Source organism: Curvivirga aplysinae (genome assembly GCF_009711445.1).
In the GTDB taxonomy this organism is placed as follows: Bacteria; Pseudomonadota; Alphaproteobacteria; order UBA8366; family Aestuariispiraceae; genus Curvivirga; species Curvivirga aplysinae.
Map to the genome: position 1 here is coordinate 19,093 of NZ_SMMC01000216.1, position 21,763 is coordinate 40,855.

The window sequence follows — 21,763 nt, forward strand, 5'->3', positions numbered from 1 at the left end:
TACTATAACCAGACAGGTAAAAATCGCCTTGTTATGAGCTATTGCAGCGTATCTTAGAACGGTCTAAACTCATGACATATTTGGAGTATTTGCATTTATGGCGCAGACAACAATAACTACCACGACAGGTGAGGAAGCTACGCGTGTTACCGCGGCAGAGCTTTTGATTAATTCTCCTGATCCGTCCAGCCCGGAAAATGCAATCAACGAAAGCCAATTTCCTGAGCCACTTTGGAAGGCAGCCATTGCCGCCACCAGATTTGGTTATGGCTTGCGCCCCGGAGAGCTGCAAATCATTGCGCAAGATCCAAAAGGATGGTTGGTCCGCCAAATCAATGACACCTCCACACCGGATGAAATTCAGGGATTAAGCAAAAGCCGTGATCATCTAAAGAATTTTATGAAAGCGCAAAATGAGGGCCGTGAAGGTCTATTCAAATTTCGCGAATCAGCACGCCAAAATGCCATGTGGGAAATTGGCCAGCATGAACTTGCAGCATTTAACAGTCCCAATCCGTTCAGGGAGCGTCTTGTTCGTTTCTTCGTAAACCAGTTTAACTTATCTGGTCAGGATGAAATGATGTATCCGATGACAGTGCAGTTTGAACGCGAAATTATTCGCCCCTATTTGAACCGCACCTATTATCATTTGCTATTAGCGGCTTATCAACATCCAGCCATGCTGATCTATCATAATAACAATCGTAGCATTGCCCCAACATCCCCAACGGGAGATAAAATTAAAGTTGAAATGAACGAATCCATGGCGCGCGAAATTCTTGAACGCCATACGATGGGTCCACAAGGTGAATATACAGAAATGGATATCAAAGGCTTAACAGCCATGCTAACAGGCTGGACCGTTGGTGGATTAGGTTCAAGAAATCCCGGCGGATTTATGTTCAAAAACTCATGGCATGATCGCAACCAAAAAATGTTTATGAAACGTATTTTCCCAAATGCAGGTATGATGGAATTTGAAGCTGCGATGGACATGGTTGCACGCACACCTCGTACAGCGTGGACATTAGCTACAAATATGGCTAAAGAATTTGTTTCTGACAGCCCTACGGATACATTGATCACACATATGGTTCGCGGTTTTTTAAATGCGAGTGGAAACATTATGGGCATGGCACATGCAATGATCGAATCTGAAGAAGCATGGACACCAGTGCCGGGCAAAGTCAAAACACCTCAACATTTGGTTATTTCAACGTATAAGGCCCTTGATCGCAATCCACAAAATGGACGAGACCTTGTTCGTCAGCAAACCCAATTAGGGCAACCACCTTATCAACCTCACATGCCAACTGGTTGGCCCAAACAATCGGCTCATTGGGTGACACCCGATCTTTATGCGGATCGCATTGAATGGTTAACTCAAATTGCAGCGGAAGATCGTCTCAACGCAGAACCTGTAGATCAGGGGATAGCCGTGCTAGGCCCTAAGCTACGTCCTGCAACGGCACGCCATATTGCAATTGCGCCGAGTAAGTTAGATTCGACCGCGCTATTATTGTGCAGTCCAGAGTTTCAACGTGTTTAGGTAAGGAATATTGAAATGGCTAAAAACAATTCGTCCTTCCACTTAAACCGTCGACAATTTCTTGCTGGAGCTGTGGCAACAGCTGCTACATCAGTAATACTGCCAACAAATATGTCATTTGCGGCCATTCCATCTGCCAAGAAGATGGTTTTCATTCATTTAAGAGGTGGTTTGGATAATCTAGCCCTCTTCCCTCCAATGGGTGATGAAAATTATCAAGCCCAACGTGGCAATCTTGCGCTGCCAACTTATAAAGATTCTGGTGCCCCGATTCGTTTAAACAAGCTCTTTGGTTTACATCCAATGGCCGAAGCTTTCTTACCTTTCTGGGCAAGAAAAGAGATGCTATTCATCCCTGCAACAGGTCTACCTATCGCAGATGGAACCCATTTTTCCGCACAAGAGGTTTTTGAGAGTGGTTTTAGCCAACTTGGTGGAGATGGCTCAGGTTGGATGGGCCGTGCTTTACAAGCCATGGGTGCTATTCAAGAAGACACAATCCACTTTGGCAAACAGGTTCCAATGCTTCTACAAATTGCCGGGGGTGGGAACGATGTTGTTCAACATGTAATGGAAGCCCCGTTTGAAGGCTATGGTCGACGCTTAACTGTCGTTCATAATCACGACACGCTGCTTTCACCTGCCCTGAGTCAAGCAGCGGCCCATGTTGAAAAACAACGTCGTAAATTGCCAGAAGATGATCAAACCTATGCGAAATCTGCAGACTCCGTTTTTGGCTTGGAAAAATCCGCACGCGAAGCAGGTAAGGTTCTGACAAGAACAGATGGACATAATATCGCAGTCTTAGAAGCATCCGGCTGGGATACGCATGAAGACCAAGGGTCACGTACAGGTAAGTTAGCGCGTCGTTTAGCGGCATTATCTGGGGCGATAGAAGGTTTAGCAGTTGAAATGGCAGAAGATTGGAATAATACCGTTGTTGTGATCGCCAGCGAATTCGGACGTAGCGTTAAACCAAACGAAGATCGCGGTACAGATAATGGTTATGCAACATCGACCATTGTCATTGGTGGCCCTATTAAAGGTGGTCGCGCACTTGGGACTTGGCCTGGACTGGCAGAAGAACAATTAACCTCAACCGGTGCTTTAAAATCTACGGTAGATATGCGTGCTATTTTCAAAGCGGTCCTGCGCGATCATCTAGGAATGCCATTACAAGCAATCAATAATGCAGTCTTTCCTCGTAGTAATGAAGTTGCCCCAATCGAAGGTTTGTTCAAGTAAGGAAAAACTCTTTTCCCTTCTATTTTGCACTGCAACATGATACAACCCGTGAAATCGAAAAATAGAAATCGACTATAAAGATCATCGCGGGAGATTAAGAGATGAGCAAAGTTCCATCCACAGTACCACGCCGACTTGGCGTTCCGGAAGTTCGTGCAAGAAAAGGCGACACACCGATTGTCGTGCTAACTGCCTATACTGCGCCGATTGCTAAGATCGTTGATCAACATGCCGATATTATCCTTGTTGGCGATTCCTTAGGCATGGTAATTTATGGCATGGAAAATACCCTTGGCGTGACCATGGATATGATGATCAATCATGGCAAAGCAGTCTCCAGCATGACAAAGAACGCCTTGATCGTAGTTGATATGCCATTTGGATCTTTTGAGGAATCAAAAGAAGTTGCTTTTCGCAATGCAGTAAGACTAATGGCAGAAGGTGGTGCAAATGCCGTGAAAATCGAAGGCGGCCGTGATGTGGCGCCAACCATCGACTTTTTAACCCAACGTGGCATCCCGGTAATGGCACATGTAGGATTAATGCCTCAACGTGTTCAGGCTATGGGTGGTTTCCGTGCCCAAGGGAAAGATGAAGCTTCTGCTAACGAGATTCTCAAAGATGCTTTAGCCGTTCAGGAAGCCGGCGCTTTTTCAGTTGTTATTGAAGGGGTCATGGAACCTGTGGGTCGCAAAATCACAGAGGAATTAGATATCCCCACCATTGGTATTGGCGCATCCGCAGCGTGTGATGGACAAGTTCTAGTCATTGATGACATCCTTGGTATATTTGATGAATTCAAACCAAAATTTGTAAAAAGATATGCCAATCTAAATAAAGATATTAACGCAGCTATTGAAGACTTCTGTAGCGAGGTGCGTTCTGGTGCCTTCCCCGCGGATGAACACTTGTTTGGAACCAAATCAACCGCTAAAAAAGACGCATCTTAACGAATAACAAAAGAAACGATCATGTCTGATATTCTTGTGGTGCGTACAGTCGCGGATTTACGTGAAGCAATTGCCGAAAAACGAAAAGAGGGTAAAACCATTGCCCTCACACCAACTATGGGAAATCTTCATATTGGGCATATTTCACTAACCAAGACAGCACGTGATCACGCAGATGTTGTATGCGCCACAATCTTTGTGAACCCAAAACAGTTTGGGGAAAATGAAGATTTCGGAAGCTATCCTCGCACCTTTGAGAATGACAAGAAACTACTTGCAGATGCTGGTGTGGAAATTCTTTACGCACCCACAGTTGATGTTATGTATCCAGACGGCTTTGCCACAAACGTGTCTGTAACCACAATTTCTCAAGGTTTATGTGGAGATGATCGTCCAGGCCATTTTGACGGTGTATGCACCGTCGTGACCAAATTACTTTTGCAAGCGTTACCTGACGTGGCCGTCTTTGGGGAAAAAGATTTCCAACAATTAATGGTCATTAAGCAGTTTACAAGGGATTTGGATATACCTGTAAAGATTATTGGCAGCCCTACTCTACGTGAAGATGATGGTTTAGCTATGTCTTCTCGCAATGGATATCTTTCTTCCGACGAAAGGCAAGTAGCCCCTGCCATGCAACAGATCATGCAAGAAACCGTAAAGCTTGCGCGAGATGCGGATAGCTTTTTTGAAATACTCGAAACAGCAAAGGCCGAAATTATAGAGGCTGGTTTCAATTCGGTTGATTATCTCGAAATTCGTGAAGAACGTGACTTAACTCCCGCTAATAAACCTTCGGGTCAAGCACAACGTCTTTTTGCGGCAGCGCATCTGGGTAAAGCGCGCCTCATCGATAATATTCCTTTGGTGTAATTGAACATGACCTCTAATGAAGCTGCCCGTGCTGCCTTAAAACATCATTTTGGCTATGATCAATTTCGTGCTGGTCAGGAAGAAGCGATTACCGCGATCATAGATGACCACCATGTGATGGCGGTCATGCCGACAGGTGCAGGAAAATCTATATGCTTTCAATTACCAGCACTTATACGAGACGGCTTAGCCATTGTGGTTTCTCCCTTACTAGCGCTCATGGACGATCAGGTAGCTAGCTTAAAAGCGAACGGTATTCCTGCTGAAACAGTTAATTCCAGCCAATCGAATGATCAAAAACGCGCAATATGGGGACGCCTACAAAAAGGTGAGATCAAAATCTTATATATTTCACCTGAAAAACTGCTCACGGCATCGATGATCAATTACTTAAAGTCGCAGAAAATCTCTATGTTTGCCATTGATGAGGCCCATTGTGTTTCTCAATGGGGTGCAGATTTTCGCCCAGAATATATGCAGCTGTCCTGCTTAAAAGATGAATTTCCTAATGTCCCGATCATTGCAGTCACGGCAACAGCTGATCCTGCCACGCGTAAAGATATTGAAGACACCTTATTTGATCGCCCAAATAAGTTGATCACCACAGGATTTGATCGTGAAAATATCTATATTGGTATGGAAGGTCGTACCAAAGATTGGAAGGCTCAATTACTTGAGTTTATTAAGAGTCAGCCTGCTAATTCATGTGGGATCGTATATTGCCTTTCTAGAAAACGAAATGAAGAAGCCGCGCAATTTCTGGCAGAACAAGGATATAACGCTTATCCTTATCATGCCGGGATGAATGATCAGCAACGTAAAAACGTGATTAATATTTTCATGCGCGATCCTGATGCTATTATTTGTGGCACGGTGGCTTTCGGTATGGGGATTGATAAGGCAGATGTGCGTTGGGTTTGCCATGTGGACCTGCCCAGCAGTATAGAGGCATATTATCAGGAAATTGGCCGCGCAGGACGTGATGGACTACCTGCGCAGGCACATCTTCTATTCAGTTTACAAGATATCGTCACCCGACGAAACTTGATGCAAAGCGATACCAAAGACGAAATCACTTCTGTTAAAGAAAATCAGCGATTGAACGCTCTCGTGGCTTTATGTGAAACGCCGGAATGTAGACGCAAAAGCTTGCTTTCTTATTTTGGGGAAAAAATAAGTAAATGCGGTCATTGTGATGTCTGTACCAATCCCAACGAAACAATTGATGGGACAGAAATCGCAAAGAAAGTATTCAAGGCGATCCATGAAACAGGGCAATATTTTGGTAGTGTTTATGTCACCCAACATTTAATGGGGAATGCATCAGCCAAACATGAAAAGAACGGCCATATCAAACTTCCCTCATTTAGTTCCGGTCAAGAATTTAATGAAAAGGAATGGCAAGCTATTATCCGTCAATTACTTGGTGCTTGTTACCTTGAACTAGACATCCGTGCCTATGGTGCTTTGAAACTGACAGATCGTTGTCGGGACTTAATGGAAGGAAATGATAATTTTGCCTATCGCCCCGATGTCGTACATGTCACACGCAAAGCGAAATTACCTAAGAAAACCGCAGCTAGTCTTGCTTTAATCAGTGAAGAAGATAAAGAGATTTTCATGCGCTTGAAGTCTTTGCGTCAGCGTATTGCCCGGGCCAAAGACGTGCCGCCTTATGTGATCTTCAACGATAAATCATTGATCCATATGTCGTTGGAAAAACCGGAGAATAGAGCTGAATTTCTGCGTATTAATGGCGTTGGGGATGCCAAAGCCGACCAATATGCTGATGTTTTCCTTGCCGCGATCGCAGGAAAAGAAGAAGACTGATTGTAAAAAGAAACAGAAGCTTTAGCTTAAGAAACACTAAAGCTTTCACCACAGCCACAACGGGCTGTTTCATTTGGATTACTGAACACAAAACGGCTTTCCATTTTGCTTTCTTCGAAATCCATTTCTGATCCGATTAAAAACATAACAGCAGCGGGATCGATAAAAATTTTAACACCTTTATCTTCTACAACTTCCTCAAACTGCTTTAATTCCTTGGCATAGTTCACCACATAGGAAAGACCAGAACAGCCTTTATTTGACACACCAACACGTAAACCCAGAACATCATTTTCTGCGTTATCCATGATATCACGTACGCGTGCCGCTGCAGCGTCAGTTAATTTCAATACAGGTTCGCCAGTTCCAAACATAATACGTCTCTTAATCCATCAAGGTTATATCTTTAATATAAGGCAAATTTATATTTTTTTAAGTGCCTTTTTAGAAAAGCTTCTATTCTTAGAATAAATCCATTGCTAACATTGCGTCCTCGGACATCATATCCTGACGCCATGGTGGTTCCCAAGTGAGCGTCACTGTCACCTCACCCACGCCATCAACATCAGCAACTGCCTGGGCAACTTGTCCTGGCATCTCACCAGCCACAGGGCATGCAGGTGCCGTCAATGTCATCGTAATATCTACATTACCACCATCTTGCATCGTGCAGTCATAAATCAGTCCCAGATCATAGATATTCACAGGGATTTCAGGGTCATGGACAGTACGTAAAGCCGCAATAAGATCATCAGCCTCAGCCGTTTCAGAGCCTTCTTCCAACTCATATCCCGCTTTGGCTTGCGTGCCTTCTTCCGCTGCGGGAGAAAATCCAAAATCAGCCATACCACCAGCACCAAAGGCACCCATACCGTATGGGTTCATCAAAGCCGCGTCATATGGGCTTGCCATATGAACTTCTGGTGATGTTTCTTCCTGAGTGTCGTTTTCAGCTTTTTTATCTTGGTCAGTCATTAGCCGAAAATCTCCCGTACTTTTTCCAAAGCTGTTGCCAGCGTATCAATTTCTTCCATGGTGTTATACATCGCCAAAGAGGCACGGCTTGTCCCACTTACCCCCATGCGATCCATCAAAGGTTCTGCACAATGATGACCCGCGCGGATGCAAACACCTTTACGGTCAACAATGGTTGCGATGTCATGTGGATGCGTACCATCCATCACAAAAGACAATACAGATGTTTTATTTGTTGCTGTACCAATCAAACGTAATCCATCAACGGCACATAAACGTTGTGTTGCATAATTCAAAAGGCGTTGTTCATGGGCGGCAATACGTTCCAATCCAACTGATTGAACATAATCAATCGCAGCCCCTAGACCAATTGCTTGCACAATTTGCGGCGTTCCAGCTTCAAATTTCGCAGGCAGCTCTGCCCATGTCGACTTTTCATAAGATACTGAAGCAATCATATCACCACCGCCCATAAATGGCGGCATCTTGTCCAACAGATCTTCCTTACCATAAAGAACACCAATACCTGTTGGCCCATAAAGCTTATGGCCGGTAAAGATATAGAAATCGACATCCAAATCTTGCACATCCACAGGCATATGCATCACGGCTTGCGATCCATCCACCATCACCTTCGCACCAACGGCATGTGCTGCTTCGACAACCTCTTGCAAAGGTACAACCGAACCAAGTACATTGGAAACATGTGTGATCGCAACCAACTTTGTCTTTTCAGACAACATAGATTTAAATTCTTCTAACAAGAAGGTGCCATCATCGGAAATAGGCGCGACCGTTAACTCAACACCTTTTTCATCACGTAACATTTGCCACGGCACGATATTGGAATGATGTTCCATCGCAGAGATGATCACCTCATCCCCTTCCTTTAACAATCCACGACCGAAGCTATGCGCCACTAAATTCATGGCACCTGTTGCATTGCCAGTGAAGATAACTTCCTTTTCGCTATTCGCGTTTAGGAAAGCACGTACGATTTCACGTGCAGCTTCATAATTCGCAGTTGTCTGTTCAGAAAAGGCATAGGCCCCACGATGTACATTTGCATAACAATGTTTATAAGTATCAGCAATGGCATCAATGACCGCTTGTGGCTTTTGTGCAGAAGCCCCGTTATCCAAAAAACATAATGGCTTGCCATGAACTAACTCAGATAGGATCGGGAAATCCGCCCGGATTGCGTTTACATCATAATCATCAATGAAACCTTGGGAGATTGCTTCACTCATGCGCTTTCTCCTAATTTATCTTCAAGTTCAGCATGGAATAGTTCACAAATTTCCGAATGACGAATATGATCTACTGCTTCATGCAAGAAAGCTTGGACCAACAAGGCACGAGCACGTTCTTCATCAATACCACGAGATTCCAGATAGAAAAGTTGCATTTGATCCAACGCACCAGATGTGGAGCCATGGGCACATTTCACATCATCTGCGTAAATCTCAAGCTCTGGCTTAGCATTTATCTCTGCCTTGTCACTCAGTAACAAAGCTTTGTGCAATTGTTGTCCATCCGTACCATCTGCACCACGTTCAACATAGGTTTTAGCTTGAAATACGCCTCTACCTTGATCACCTAACACGCCTTTAAATACAGCTAAACTCTTTGAATTAGGTACATTATGGTTCACACGGATTGTTGTATCGTGGTGGCGCTTAACATCGGCATGATAGGCACCATTAATGCGAATATCCGCATGCTCACCATCAATATCACATAAGGTTTCGTTACGAATAATCTCACCACCAAGATTTAAGGTGAAACCATCATAAACTGAACCTTTATCCGCCTTGATAGTTGTTAAGCCATAGGCAGAACTATGATCTGCTTCTTTCTGAAGAATATAATGACCTAAATTCGCATCACGGCCTAACTGAATTTCAGAAACCGCATTACCGAAACTTTGCATTTCACCAGAAACACCTACATGGCTTTCCAGTATTGTCGCAGCAGCACCATCACCCAAGCGGATGGAATGACGTGGATGGAAACTTACCGCTTCATCGCCTGTATAAGTCAAGGAAACCAAATGAATTGGTTTTTCCATCATCACAGCACGATCTAGTTCCAAATATAAGCCATCTGCGAGATAGGCCGTATTTAACGCCGCCAACGCAGAAGCATCTATATCGACAGAAGCGTTTAGCACATTTTCGAAACTATCAGGATCAGCCTCAATAGCCTCTGCTAAACTTCCAAGCTTGACGCCATTTGGCAGTTCACCGATCGCAGACAATTCCGCATCAAAAATACCATTCACAAAAACGATTCTATGTGCATCAATATTCGGAACGGCTTTTGGTAACGCAGCCATAGATATGGAAAAATCTTTTGTCGCCAATGAAAAATCCACATTACGAAGTTTTTTCAAATTTGTGAATTTCCAGTCTTCTAGACGATTAGTTGGCAAACCAAGACGTTCATATGCGTTTTTAGCTTCAATGCGACGGTTGGTCATCCATTCCACCTGTGCCAACGGCAAATCAACAGGGGAATATCCAAAACCGCGCAAGAAGGGATCAATTACTTCAGACATAGGCCTTCTTCCTTACGCAGCAGAACCGAATTCCGCATAACCTGTTTTTTCCAATTCCAGTGCCAAATTCTTGTCACCGGATTTTACAATTTTGCCCTCTGCCAAGACATGCACAAAATCTGGCACTAGATAATCCAACAAACGTTGATAATGCGTGATACAAAGCACACCACGTTCAGGGCTACGCAAACGATTTACACCTTCTGCAACCACACGTAATGCGTCGATATCCAAACCGGAATCTGTTTCGTCAAGCAACGCAAGTTTTGGCTCTAACAATGCCATTTGCAAAGTTTCGTTACGTTTTTTCTCACCACCAGAAAAACCAACATTCACTGGGCGTTTCAACATATCATCCGGCATGCCAAGCTCTTTAGATTTGGAACGCATCAATTTTACAAATTCCAAGCCATCTAATTCAGCTTCGCCATGATATTTACGTTTTGCGTTCAAGGCATGCTTCAGGAAGGTAGTATTGGTAATGCCTGGAATTTCTACCGGATATTGGAATGCAAGAAATAAACCTTCACAAGCGCGTTCATTCGCTTCCAATTCAAATAAATCTTTACCATCAAAAGTAACGGAACCACCTGTTACTTCATAGCCTTCGCGGCCAGATAACACATAAGACAATGTGGATTTACCAGCGCCATTTGGGCCCATAATGGCATGAACTTCACCTGGACGGATTGTCAGGTTCACACCTTTTAAAATTTCTTTACCATGTATTGTGGCGTGTAAGTCTTTAATTTCTAATAGCGACATATTTTTAATCCTGATTTAGCTGTTAGCTATCGCTTAAATAAACTTCTAATTCGTGCTGTCGTTTTATCGACTAACCCACGCTTCCTTCCAGTGAAATCCCGATCAGCTTTTGCGCTTCAACCGCGAATTCCATTGGCAGGGTTTGCATTACTTCTTTACAGAAACCGTTCACAATTAATGAAACCGCCTCTTCTTCATCCATACCGCGTTGCAGGCAATAGAAAAGCTGGTCTTCACTGATTTTTGAAGTTGTTGCCTCATGTTCCAGTTTCGCGCTTGGGTTTTTACTTTCAATATAAGGAACTGTATGAGCTCCACAATTGGAACCAACCAGCAAACTATCACATTGTGTATAATTCACTGCGCCTTGCGCACGTGGGGAAACACGGACCAAACCACGATAGGTTTGATCAGATTTCCCTGCGGAAATACCTTTGGAAATGATCTTGGATTTTGTGTTCTTACCCAAATGGATCATCTTCGTACCAGTATCGGCTTGCTGCATATTATTTGTAATAGCAACTGAATAAAATTCACCAATAGAACCATCGCCCTGCAGAATACAACTTGGATATTTCCACGTGATTGCAGAGCCGGTTTCAACCTGCGTCCAGCTTACTTTGGAATTCGTACCACGACATGCTGCACGTTTTGTTACAAAGTTATAAATACCACCTTTGCCGTCTTCATCACCGGGATACCAGTTTTGAACGGTGGAATATTTCACTTCTGCATCATTTAAAACAACAATCTCAACAATCGCTGCATGAAGTTGGTTTTCATCACGTTGTGGCGCTGTACAGCCTTCGAGATAACTTACATAAGAATTATCATCCGCAACAATTAATGTGCGTTCAAACTGACCCGTCTCTTCTGCATTAATCCGGAAATAGGTGGATAATTCCATCGGGCAATGAACGCCTTTTGGAATATAAACAAAAGACCCATCCGTAAACACCGCGCTATTCAAGCAGGCATGTTTGTTATCTGTATGGGGAACAACAGATCCTAGATATTTTTTTACCAACTCAGGATGTGTTTTTACAGCTTCTGAAATTGAACAGAAAACAATCCCTTTTTCTTCCAAAGTCTTCTTATAGGTAGTCGCGACGGATACAGAATCAAACACCGCATCCACAGCCACCTTTGGTGACCCAACGACACCAGCAAGAACTTCTTGCTCTCTTAAAGGAATGCCGAGCTTCTCATATGTCTCAAGTAACTTAGGATCAACTTCATCCAAAGATTTTGGCTTATCTGCGTCAGATTTCGGTGCCGCGTAATAGTAGATACCATTATAGTCGATTGGCGGTACGTTGAGTTTGGCCCAATCGGGATCATCCATTGTTTTCCAATGGTCATATGCCTCTAAACGTTTTTCAAGCAACCATTCAGGTTCCTCTTTCTTCGCGGAAATAAAACGAATGACTTCTTCGCATAATCCCTTAGGCGCGCGTTCCATTTCGATTTCTGTGACAAAACCATATTTATATTTGTCACCACCAGCATCGATATCTTTTACTTTTTCAATGGTTTCCGTTGTGGCCGCCATTATCCTTGATCCTTCGCTAATGCAGATTGATCTGCTTTTTGTTTTTGACTATTTTTCAGTCCGGTTGAAAGTGGGTTCATATTTATGAAATCAGGTATGCCTGCATCTTTATTAATATCTGCTAAAGATACAGATTCTAACGCGGCCTTAACTGCCATGTTGATCGGATCCCAACGTCCACGCATCGGACAAAGATCTTCCACATCGCAGGCACCTTCAGCGCCATCTACACAAGCTGTCAGGGCCACAGGCCCATCCAGTGCCGCAATAACCTCAGCAACACTCACTTGTTCCGCAGAACGTTCCAGAGCATAACCGCCGCCAGCGCCCCGTTTAGACACAATCACATTAGCTTTCGCCAACAGCTTCAGAATTTTTGCCACGGTCGGTTGAGGTAGCTTTGTTACCTCAGCCAAATCAGGCGCAGTCGTGTTTTCCCCCTTAAGATCAGCCATCTGACCAAGGACGATCACACCGTAATCTGTAAGCTTGCTTAAACGAAACACAATAGCCTCTAACTTTAAACCGTACTAAATTAGTACTGATTGCTTATTTACGCCTTTTTTCGGCTTTTTCAAGAGAAAAAATTGATTTATATCAATGTTAAGAGTCGTTCTTAATTGTGTTAATAATTACTCTTAACTGCATAAAAAAGGCTTCGAAATTCAGATCATTTCGAAGCCCTAAATTGAGAATAATTTTTAGTTTAAGGTTTTGATGTTGAAGGCGGATTATCATCTGGCGGCAAAACTGCACCTGCAATAGCCTGCTTATCCTCTTCCGACAGATTATCTGCGTCTATATTTTTTCCATCTTCCCCGGCCAAACGCACAGTAACTTCACGATGGGCAAACTTAATACCTTCCTTCGCAAATAACTCACGGATTTGCGAATAAACCAATTTACGCGCAACAAACTGCTCTCCCGGTTTAGTCATAAACTTCACACGCAGAATCATCGCCGAATCTTCCATTTTATAGACACCTTGCGATTTTAATGGTTGAAGGAAGGATTCTCCAACTTCGGGATGTTCCAATAACTGCTGCCCCAGATTTTTGATGAGTTTCCGAACTTTCTCCACATCTGTGTCATAAGTCACACGCAATGTAAGCTTCATCATCACCCAATCGCGGGAATAGTTAGTTAGATGCAAAATTTCGCCAAAGGGAATAGTATGTAAAGCGCCCAGATGATGACGAAGTTGCAAAGAACGAATTGAGATACGTTCAACTGTCCCTTTAACGGTCCCTAGATCGATATATTCACCTTTACGAAATGCATCATCAATTAAAAAGAAAGCGCCTGAAAAAATATCTCGAATCAACGTCTGGGCACCGAATCCCACAGCCAATCCAACGACACCTGCACCTGCAAATAATGGTGCAACATCAACCCCCATTTCAGATAAGACAATCATTCCTGAAATGACAAGAACTGTGAATAGTAAGGCGTTTCTAAACATTGGCAATAAGGTAGCAAGACGGGAAGCTGCACTTGCACCGCCCCCCTCATCCCCGGGTTCAGGTTCAGCTACATCACCAAGTTCATCTGCAATTTTATTATCAATCGTAATTTTGATCGCTTCATAAATCATATAAGCAAAAAATAGGACGATAAGAATATCAAAGAATTCAACAACCATTCCATCTTCCGCTAATGGATCAAGCCCCCATGCGCGTAATACGATCCCCAAGAAAACAACAGATACGATGATCCGGGCACCCTTCACACATAATGCTTTTAAACTTTTACGATCTGCCTGCAAAACGCTTTCAGCAATATCCTCAACTTGCTCATCTTGTTGTTCTAACTTAGCAAAAATCCGTTCAATAACGATGAGGAACAACCCATATACTGCCAAGCTTAGATACGCCCAGAAAAACGGAGACAAAGCCAACCCAATACCGGTAGGCCATCCCATTAAAAGGCTAACAGATACTTTTGCCCAAGCAGCTAAAACATAAATGATAGCAAGCAAATGCCAGATACGGCTGATAATCTCTAAAAATGGGCTAGGCTTATCTGCCTTACTTAGAGAACGAATAAAAACTCTGATCTTTCGTGAACGATAAATCACCAATGCCGATGTCGCGACAACAATGATGGTGGTCCCAATCAGCAGGATAAGTTTATAGGATTGACTATGAACACCAATGTCACCAAGCCAAAAGCATATCAGAACAGTCGCTATTCCAAACGAAATCAGAAGAGTAAAGTCACGGTAAAAACCACGCGCCTGTTCATCATTCATTGGTAGAACTCTATATTCAGGCACATCCAATCCAGATAAATTATAAAAGATATAATGAACTAAGACAAAACTACTACCGATAGATATTACCGCTAACTGAGTAGTCAATTCCGCCCCACCTGAATCATTCGTCAGATAAGCTAGTAGCGTCGCGATTACGAATGCAACACCGGTTGCAATTGCCTGCATAAATCCGCGGAACCACAAGAAAGATAGTTTTTCACTAACGTCCTTTGGCTCTTCTTTAAAAAAATGTGCAAACTGATTACGAGCCCAATTATTTACGAAACGTAATCCCAGTAATCCGACACCAAAATATAACAAGGCCAAAGCAAGAGTTGGGAACAACCAAGACATATCCCCCGCCGTTGTTACTTCTCTTAATGCAAACAACACCTGTTCTTGAAAGACTGGAAGCTCATAAAAAAGCTCCCACAATCGATTACGCAATTCGGTTCCGAAAGTGGTTTCCATACCTATCCCCTTAAGATGAAATTTTCACTTTATGAAAAAATTTATTCTGTTGGTTTTACTTTATTCCAATGAGCATCGGCAGCTTGGACCATTTCGTCAAGATTATTACTCTGCCAGCGCTTCTTTCCAACATTCGCACCAAACAAGTATAGCTTCTTTTTGTGGATCAACCAAACCTGCGGATCACCGCCATGAATATTACCTAAACTCATTTGATTAGAGCAGTACCCACCATATTGAGGGGCGTATAGTTTGGGGTCTTTAATAAATGCATCTCGACCTTCTTTAGACGTAAAATGCCAAACCGCGCCATTCCATTTATAACTAAACTCTTCAGTCCCTGCTTCTTCCTGTCCTCTATCGTGATATGACAAAGGATCATAACCTTCAATGGCAGTGTTACTGAAAAATCCTGTATGGACAGGATCAAGCGCAAAAGCAGTAGAGATTTGCATCGACGCAAACATCCCTGCGGTTAATAAGAATATCAAAGAGGCCCGTTTCATCATAGATAAAACTAAACGGAAAACTGATTAAAAAATCAAATCACAAAACTGTCAGGAAGACACCAATATCCCAACACTGCGCTGATCAACGGTTACATTCATCGGCATAATGTATGGCCCATCCCCATCCATTTGAATGTCACTCTCTTTCGCGGTTTCAAATTGAACCTCATTGGTTTTTAACACCGTAACATCACGTGACAAATGCAAACGTCCTAATGCCAAATTCACACCGTAACATAATGCTGCACAATATCCGTATAATGGTAGCAAGATGACATAAAGTTCATCAGAACTTATATCCGCATCTGGCGCCACAATAAATGGCCCCCCATATCTTGCAGCTCTGGTTACGATAACAGTATTAGCTACTAATCTTTGCCCGTTTACCCGAACACGAATAAATGGTGGCTTTTGATTCAGAACTTTAAACGCAGCAACTACATATGCCGCCCCCCCAATAAAACGCTTTAGCCCTGAATTAACAATATTTACAACCCGCGAGTCTATTCCACTGCTTGCCATTAACAAAAATCGACGCTTATCAGCTAACCCCGGATAAACTTTTTTGAAGCGTCCAGATTCTATGATAGGAATGATCTTGTTTAAATCACTTGGTAAAGCGAGCTCCCAAGCCAACACATTAGCTGTCCCCATAGGCAAAACAGCAATACTCGGTGCAGGTTTTGCTTCATCACGCTGACATAGACCATTTACGATTTCATTAATCGTACCATCCCCGCCTGCAGCAACAATGACATCAATATCCTCTGCTTCATAGGCAAGCTTTTCAGCATGTCCCGCACGTTCTGTCAGGATCATGGAAACCTCGTGTCCACGTTCAGTAAGAAGATGCAATAATTTTAGCATCTTGTTTTCACGCCAACGTGTAATGAGAGGTCGCCCTGCAATGGGGTTATGAATAATAAGAATACGTCTTTTCATAAACAAGCTATGCCAAGATTTGTTTTAAGATTTCGTTACAATTCCGTTTCAACCCTATGAAATTTGCGGTTTGACGCAAAATCTTAACAAAGCCCCCCTAGGTTTCGACCACAAAGATTCGAGGAACTGATTCGGTTTGATCCAAGTTCGTTTGAAAGGAAGCGTTATGAAGATGAACACACCGAGAGTCACAAAATATCGCAGTATTTGGATTTCTGACATTCATCTTGGGACGAAAGGATGTCAGGCAGATAAACTTTTGAGCTTTTTAAAGCATAATGAAAGTGACTATCTGTATCTTGTCGGGGATATCATTGACGGTTGGCGTTTGAAGCGAAGCTGGTATTGGCCTCAAAGCCACAATGATGTTGTTCAAAAAATCCTCCGTAAAGTCCGTAAAGGCACAAAAGTAATTTATGTGCCCGGCAACCATGATGAATTTGCCCGTGAATATGTGAACCATCATTTTGGGGGGGTGGACGTTCAGGAACGCGCTTTTCACAAAACAGCAGATGGCAAAGAGCTTCTTGTAATACACGGGGACGAGTTTGATGTTGTTGTAAGATATGCAAAATGGTTAGCGCTTCTAGGTGATGGTATCTACACCATGCTTTTAGTGATCAATAATTGGTATAATAAGATACGCGAAAAAATGGGGCGCCCTTATTGGTCTCTATCCCAATATCTGAAACTTAAAGTTAAAAACGCCGTTCAGTTTATTGCTGAATATGAAGAGGCCATCGCTAAAGCCGCGAAGAATGCGAAGGTAGACGGCGTGGTTTGTGGTCATATCCATCACCCAGAAATGAGAGATATCGACGGCATACTTTATTGCAATGACGGGGATTGGGTCGAAAGTTGTTCCGCCCTTGTTGAACATATGGATGGGCGACTTGAATTGGTCGAATGGACATCAACAGAACCCGTATTCATAAAATCAGAAGAGACGGAAGCTTCATGCGCATACTAATAATTACCGACGCTTGGTATCCACAAATCAATGGCGTCGTAAGAACTCTATCCTCTATGCAGGAAGAATTAATCAAAATGGGAAATGACGTGCGTATGGTTACACCAGAAGCATATAAAACAGTTCCATGCCCTACTTATCCAGAAATTCGTCTTTCTTTGGTAACTCCGAAAGCAATCGAGAAAGTCGTCAAAAAGTTCATGCCTTGCGCTATTCATATAGCAACAGAGGGTCCTTTAGGTCTCGCCGCAAGAAGTTATTGCCGTAAGAAGAAACTTCCCTTTACCACGGCCTTTCACACCCGTTTCCCTGAATATGTTGAAGCACGTTTTCGTATTCCTGAAAACTGGATTTATCCAGTCATGCGTTGGTTTCATAAACATTCGACCAATGTTATGGCGCCAACTCCAACAGTTGTTGAAAACTTGCGCGCACATAAGTTCCACAATGCATGTCTTTGGGGGCGTGGCGTCGATGTTGATCTTTTCAAACCAGGCCCGAAAGCGGCACTCCCCAAAGACAAAATTCAAAAAGACAAACCCATATTGCTATCGGTTGGGCGTATTGCCGTCGAAAAAAATATCGCAGCCTTCCTTGATCTTGATATCGATGCCAACAAAGTCGTTGTCGGTGACGGGCCTATGATGAATGAATTGGTACGTAAATATCCCGACGTTATCTTTGTGGGGGCCAAACATGGCGAAGAATTAGTTTCCTATTATAATTGTGCCGATGCTTTCATCTTCCCAAGCCTCACAGATACTTTTGGATTAGTTATGTTGGAGGCCCTTGCATGCGGCACACCTGTTGCGGCCTATCCGGTTATGGGGCCTAAAGATGTCATCACTGATCCCACTGCGGGTTGCTTAGACCATGACTTGAAAACCGCCGTCTTGAAAGCATTGGGGCTTAAGCGAGAAGATTGCCGTAAATTTGCAGAAAAACAATCATGGAAAGCCAGTGCAGAAACATTCCGTTCTTACTTACATGAATTTGACCCTAAGCTGATCGATCGTAGTTATGTAGAACCCACAACAGCTGAAGAAGAGAATATCCCTGTTTCAGCTGTTGCCGGCATAGCGTCTTCTACAAAGACATCAGACTAGCATTACCGCCTGCTGCTGTCGTATCTGTACTTACGGTACGTTCTGCAGCAAAACGGTATAGATAGCGTGGTCCGCCCGCTTTTGGTCCCGTACCTGATAGCCCCTCACCACCAAAGGGTTGAACGCCAACAATAGCGCCAATCTGATTGCGGTTCACATAGGTATTCCCCACATGTAATCGTGATTTAATATACTCAATGCGGGCTTCGATACGGCTATGAATTGCTAGGGTCAAACCAAAACCTGTGGCATTCACTGCATCAATCACGTCATCAAGTTGGTCAGCCTTATAACGCAAGACATGCAATATCGGGCCAAAGACTTCTTTTTCCAATTGAACAATAGAATCGATTTCAAACATATGCGGTGCAACAAAGGTCCCGTCCTGACATTCTTTTGGCAAGTCTAGCGCCCCAAGCATCTTTGCCTCTTTCTTCATGCGGGCCACATGGTCCATCAAACCTTTACGTGCCTCATCATCAATCACTGGGCCGATATCAGTTTCAAGAATGGATGGATCCCCAAGGCTTAATTCTTCCATCGCCCCTTTAATCATTTCAATTTGCTTATCAGCAATATCTTCTTGCACACAAAGAATACGCAAAGCAGAGCAACGTTGCCCCGCGGATTGGAAAGCCGACATTAACACATCCCGTGTCACTTGTTCCGGCAAGGCAGAACTATCGACGATCATCGCATTTTGCCCACCTGTTTCCGCGATCAACGAAATGATCGGGCCATTGCGATCCGCTAACATACGATTGATAAGACGTGATGTTTCTGTCGATCCCGTAAAGGCAACCCCGCCCAAACGTGGGTCCGTCAATAAGGGCGTGCCAATAGTTGGTCCCTCACCCGGTAGAAGATGCAAAACATCCCCCGGCACACCAGCTTTTAACAACAATTTCACAGCTTCATACGCAATGATAGATGTTTGTTCCGCAGGCTTTGCAATAACCGCGTTACCTGCTGCCAGCGCGGCTGTAACCTGCCCCGCAAAAATCGCCAGAGGGAAGTTCCACGGGGAGATACATAAAAACACCCCACGCCCGTGCAAACTGATCTGATTATCTTCGCCTGTTGGTCCCGGTAGCTGAAGAGGTTCTGCAAATTCAGCGGCAGCTCGTTCTGCATAATAGCGCAAGAAATCAACAGCTTCGCGTAATTCTGCAATGGCATCTTGAAGGGTTTTGCCCGCTTCCTTCATGATAATTGCCATTAACTTACTACCATTTTCTTCGAATAGATCCGCAGCTTTATTCAAGATACGCCCCCGTTCAACCGCATTGATTATATCCCAAGCCGGTTGGGCGCGTAACGCACGTTCCAAGGCACGAGTTGCCATAGATGCCGATGCAAACTGGACAGTGCCGACGATTTCTTTTCTATTGGCGGGGTTTAATACAGGTTGGGGCATTCCTTCCTGATCCTTGCCGCCGATCAATGGGCCCGCAAACCAGTCCTCTTTCTGAGCTAGAACCATTTCTTCTGATGTTTTTGAAATCACATCCGGATGGCGAATATCTAAGCCTTCAGAATTTTTGCGCTCATCCCCAAACATATCTTTAGGAAGTGCAATTTTTGGATGTGCCTTAATCGGCATATCCGCAACCTTACGGATTGGATCAGCAATAATATCAGAAATAGGCGCTGTTTCATCGACAATACGATTTACAAAAGAACTATTCGCGCCATTTTCCAAAAGACGACGAACCAAATAAGCAAGTAAATCTTCATGGCTGCCCACAGGGGCATAAACACGCACGGGACGACCATTTGCTTCACCCTCTTGATCAGCAAAACCCACCACTTGATCATAAAGCGCATCGCCCATTCCATGCAGGCATTGATATTCAAATTCTGTGCTGCATGCGATCTCCATAATCGCAGATAAACTATGCGCATTATGGGTTGCAAAACATGGATAAAAGGCATCTGGCGCAGCCAATAACTTTTTCGCACATGCCAGATAAGATACATCCGTATTGGCTTTTTGGGTAAAGACCGGATAGCCATCCAAGCCTTGTTCTTGTGCCAATTTGATTTCCGTATCCCAATAGGCGCCTTTCACCAAACGCACCATAAAACGGCGGTTATAACGACGGCCCAGATCAGTCAGGAAATCCACCAGTGGCACACAACGTTTTTGATAAGCCTGGATCGCAAGACCAAGACCTTGCCATTTTTCGATAGAAGTTTCCTGACAAATTGCTTCCAGAATATCGAGGGAGATATCCAGACGATCCGCTTCTTCCGCATCAATGCAAAGGCCGATATCATAATCCGCCGCCAGTTTACATAGATGTATAATCTTGGGCACCATTTCAGCCATCACGCGATCTGTTTTGGCAAATTCATAACGTGGATGCAGGGCCGATAGTTTCACAGACACACCGGGGGAATTAATCACCCCGCGCCCATTGGCTTCCTTACCAATGGCATGAATTGCATTTTGATATTCTTCATAATACCGTTCCGCATCTTTCATGGTGCGGGCCGCTTCGCCTAGCATATCGTAACTATAACGATACCCTTTCTTTTCCATTTCCTTAGCACGTTTCAGGGCCTCCCCAATATTGCGGCCCATCACAAATTGTTTGCCAAGGATTTTCATGGCCTGCACCACGGCCTGACGGATAACAGGTTCGCCGGAACGATGAACCATCTTTTTCAAGACAGAGGCCCAGCCGCCCTTACCACTTTCTTCCATCTGCACCACACGTCCGGTCAACATCAAGGCCCATGTGGACGCATTCACAAAAGAGGATTCCGATTTTCCAAGATGGGCTTCCCAATTCGCCCCACCGATCTTGTCACTGATCAAGGCATCTGCGGTTTCCTTATCAGGAATACGCAATAAGGCTTCTGCCAGACACATCAAGATCACGCCTTCTTCGGACGATAATTCATATTCATGCATAAAGGCATCAATACCCGAAGATTTCACCCGCTCTTTGCGCACCTTACTCACCAATTTCAAGGCACGATCATAAATACGATCTTTCATATCGGATGAAAGTTCCGCCTGTTGTAATCTTTCTGCGACACATTTTTCTTCATCCATGGAATAGGCATCACGGATGGCTTGGCGCAGGTTTGTTGCTTCTTTTAATGGCGCACGCAATAGCATGTAGGGATACTCCTTAAATCAAATCCTCCCCTTAAGAATATCAAACCAACAAAAGAATGTGCTTCTATATTTTAAAATTACA

At 43.7% G+C, this 21,763-nt stretch carries 18 protein-coding genes; 7 read left to right on the forward strand and 11 right to left on the reverse strand.

What is annotated here, in order from left to right; translation table 11 throughout:
- Positions 1–97 precede the first annotated feature (97 nt).
- The 5 genes from E1160_RS16780 to recQ all read left to right on the forward strand — a co-directional run bounded on the left by E1160_RS16780 (position 98) and on the right by recQ (position 6,447).
- Positions 98–1,549, forward strand: a complete 1,452-nt coding sequence (locus E1160_RS16780) for a DUF1800 domain-containing protein (RefSeq protein ID WP_155157344.1) — start codon at positions 98–100, stop codon at positions 1,547–1,549.
- Positions 1,550–1,564: 15 nt separating this feature from the next.
- A complete protein-coding gene (locus E1160_RS16785) occupies positions 1,565–2,794 on the forward strand; it encodes a DUF1501 domain-containing protein (protein WP_155157346.1) in 1,230 nt (409 codons plus the stop codon).
- Between the two features lie 101 nt (positions 2,795–2,895).
- The gene (gene panB, locus E1160_RS16790) at positions 2,896–3,744 is read left to right on the forward strand and encodes a 3-methyl-2-oxobutanoate hydroxymethyltransferase (protein WP_155157347.1); all 849 of its coding nucleotides are present in this window, start codon (positions 2,896–2,898) and stop codon (positions 3,742–3,744) included.
- Positions 3,745–3,765: 21 nt separating this feature from the next.
- Complete coding sequence (gene panC, locus E1160_RS16795; RefSeq protein ID WP_155157349.1) at positions 3,766–4,617, forward strand: pantoate--beta-alanine ligase; 852 nt, start codon at positions 3,766–3,768, stop codon at positions 4,615–4,617.
- Positions 4,618–4,623: 6 nt separating this feature from the next.
- Positions 4,624–6,447, forward strand: coding sequence for a DNA helicase RecQ (gene recQ / locus E1160_RS16800; RefSeq protein WP_155157351.1), 1,824 nt, complete (start codon positions 4,624–4,626; stop codon positions 6,445–6,447).
- A gap of 26 nt (positions 6,448–6,473) precedes the next feature.
- Here recQ and E1160_RS16805 read toward each other — a convergent pair whose 3' ends face one another.
- The 10 genes from E1160_RS16805 to E1160_RS16850 form a co-directional block, all read right to left on the reverse strand.
- Complete coding sequence (locus tag E1160_RS16805) at positions 6,474–6,821, reverse strand: HesB/IscA family protein (RefSeq protein WP_155157353.1); 348 nt, start codon at positions 6,819–6,821, stop codon at positions 6,474–6,476.
- 88 nt (positions 6,822–6,909) lie between these two features.
- Complete coding sequence (locus tag E1160_RS16810) at positions 6,910–7,422, reverse strand: DUF59 domain-containing protein (protein ID WP_235914204.1); 513 nt, start codon at positions 7,420–7,422, stop codon at positions 6,910–6,912.
- Positions 7,422–8,672, reverse strand: coding sequence for an aminotransferase class V-fold PLP-dependent enzyme (locus tag E1160_RS16815; RefSeq protein WP_155157355.1), 1,251 nt, complete (start codon positions 8,670–8,672; stop codon positions 7,422–7,424). Before E1160_RS16815 ends, E1160_RS16810 begins: the two co-directional genes overlap by 1 nt.
- The gene (sufD, locus tag E1160_RS16820) at positions 8,669–9,982 is read right to left on the reverse strand and encodes a Fe-S cluster assembly protein SufD (RefSeq protein ID WP_155157356.1); all 1,314 of its coding nucleotides are present in this window, start codon (positions 9,980–9,982) and stop codon (positions 8,669–8,671) included. Before sufD ends, E1160_RS16815 begins: the two co-directional genes overlap by 4 nt.
- Before the next feature lie 12 nt (positions 9,983–9,994).
- Complete coding sequence (gene sufC / locus E1160_RS16825; protein WP_155157358.1) at positions 9,995–10,747, reverse strand: Fe-S cluster assembly ATPase SufC; 753 nt, start codon at positions 10,745–10,747, stop codon at positions 9,995–9,997.
- Between the two features lie 70 nt (positions 10,748–10,817).
- Positions 10,818–12,299, reverse strand: a complete 1,482-nt coding sequence (gene sufB / locus E1160_RS16830) for a Fe-S cluster assembly protein SufB (protein ID WP_155157361.1) — start codon at positions 12,297–12,299, stop codon at positions 10,818–10,820.
- On the reverse strand, positions 12,299–12,805 hold the full coding sequence (locus E1160_RS16835) for an SUF system Fe-S cluster assembly regulator (protein ID WP_328597172.1): 507 nt from the start codon (positions 12,803–12,805) through the stop codon (positions 12,299–12,301). The genes sufB and E1160_RS16835 overlap by 1 nt, the downstream gene beginning before the upstream one ends.
- Positions 12,806–13,005: 200 nt before the next feature.
- Positions 13,006–15,024 (reverse strand): mechanosensitive ion channel family protein, encoded by a 2,019-nt coding sequence (locus E1160_RS16840; RefSeq protein WP_155157363.1) that lies wholly within the window; start codon positions 15,022–15,024, stop codon positions 13,006–13,008.
- Between the two features lie 41 nt (positions 15,025–15,065).
- Complete coding sequence (locus E1160_RS16845; protein ID WP_155157365.1) at positions 15,066–15,479, reverse strand: YHS domain-containing (seleno)protein; 414 nt, start codon at positions 15,477–15,479, stop codon at positions 15,066–15,068.
- Positions 15,480–15,581: 102 nt separating this feature from the next.
- The gene (locus E1160_RS16850; RefSeq protein ID WP_155157367.1) at positions 15,582–16,475 is read right to left on the reverse strand and encodes a diacylglycerol/lipid kinase family protein; all 894 of its coding nucleotides are present in this window, start codon (positions 16,473–16,475) and stop codon (positions 15,582–15,584) included.
- A gap of 166 nt (positions 16,476–16,641) precedes the next feature.
- On the opposite strand from E1160_RS16850, the gene E1160_RS16855 reads away from it, so the two are divergent.
- Both E1160_RS16855 and E1160_RS16860 read left to right on the forward strand, forming a co-directional pair.
- Positions 16,642–17,445: a UDP-2,3-diacylglucosamine diphosphatase gene (locus E1160_RS16855; protein WP_407923911.1), complete on the forward strand. Its 804-nt coding sequence runs from the start codon at positions 16,642–16,644 to the stop codon at positions 17,443–17,445.
- Positions 17,433–18,551, forward strand: a complete 1,119-nt coding sequence (locus E1160_RS16860) for a glycosyltransferase family 4 protein (RefSeq protein WP_155157371.1) — start codon at positions 17,433–17,435, stop codon at positions 18,549–18,551. The genes E1160_RS16855 and E1160_RS16860 overlap by 13 nt, the downstream gene beginning before the upstream one ends.
- Here E1160_RS16860 and putA read toward each other — a convergent pair.
- The gene (gene putA, locus E1160_RS16865; protein ID WP_155157373.1) at positions 18,532–21,681 is read right to left on the reverse strand and encodes a bifunctional proline dehydrogenase/L-glutamate gamma-semialdehyde dehydrogenase PutA; all 3,150 of its coding nucleotides are present in this window, start codon (positions 21,679–21,681) and stop codon (positions 18,532–18,534) included. The two genes, E1160_RS16860 and putA, sit on opposite strands and share 20 nt — an antisense overlap.
- Positions 21,682–21,763 lie beyond the last annotated feature (82 nt).